The following is a 451-nucleotide window of genomic DNA, read 5'->3' on the forward strand; positions in this document are numbered from 1 at the left end:
CGGTACTCGGCACGGTGTGGATGATCGCTTGGGTCGCCGCGATCCTGCTGACTCTGACGCAAGGCCTCGTGTGGGGCATCGCGGCGCTCATTCCGTTGATGGCCGGCATCGTCGGGGGCATCGCCTGGGTGCGCGTCGAGCGCCGCTCGACCTCGGCGGTGTTCGACGTCGCACTGATGAAGGCGCCTTTGGTCACCGCGTCGTGCTTGTGTATCGCATTGTTCGCCGCGGTGAACTCGGCCTTCCTACTGCTGCTCAGCACGTACGCTCAGATCACTCCCGAGGATCTTCGTCCCGCGGACTCCTACGGACTCGGGCTCAGCGCCCTGCAGACCGGCTGGCTCATGGCACCTTTCGCGGCGGCGTTCTTGATCCGCGGAACCGTACTCGACCGCGCCTTGTTCAACGGCCGTGGTGCGACCGTCTTCGTCATCGGAGCGCTCATCAGTGC

At 65.4% G+C, this 451-nt stretch carries 1 pseudogene; it reads left to right on the forward strand.

Features of this window, described 5'->3' with window-relative positions:
* Positions 1 to 20: 20 nt before the first annotated feature.
* Positions 21 to 451: pseudogene (locus tag CJ177_RS46525) on the forward strand (MFS transporter); the annotation flags it as partial.

Origin of the sequence: Rhodococcus sp. ACPA1, from assembly GCF_002300195.1 — a bacterium.
GTDB classification, from domain to species: Bacteria; Actinomycetota; Actinomycetes; order Mycobacteriales; family Mycobacteriaceae; genus Rhodococcus_F; species Rhodococcus_F opacus.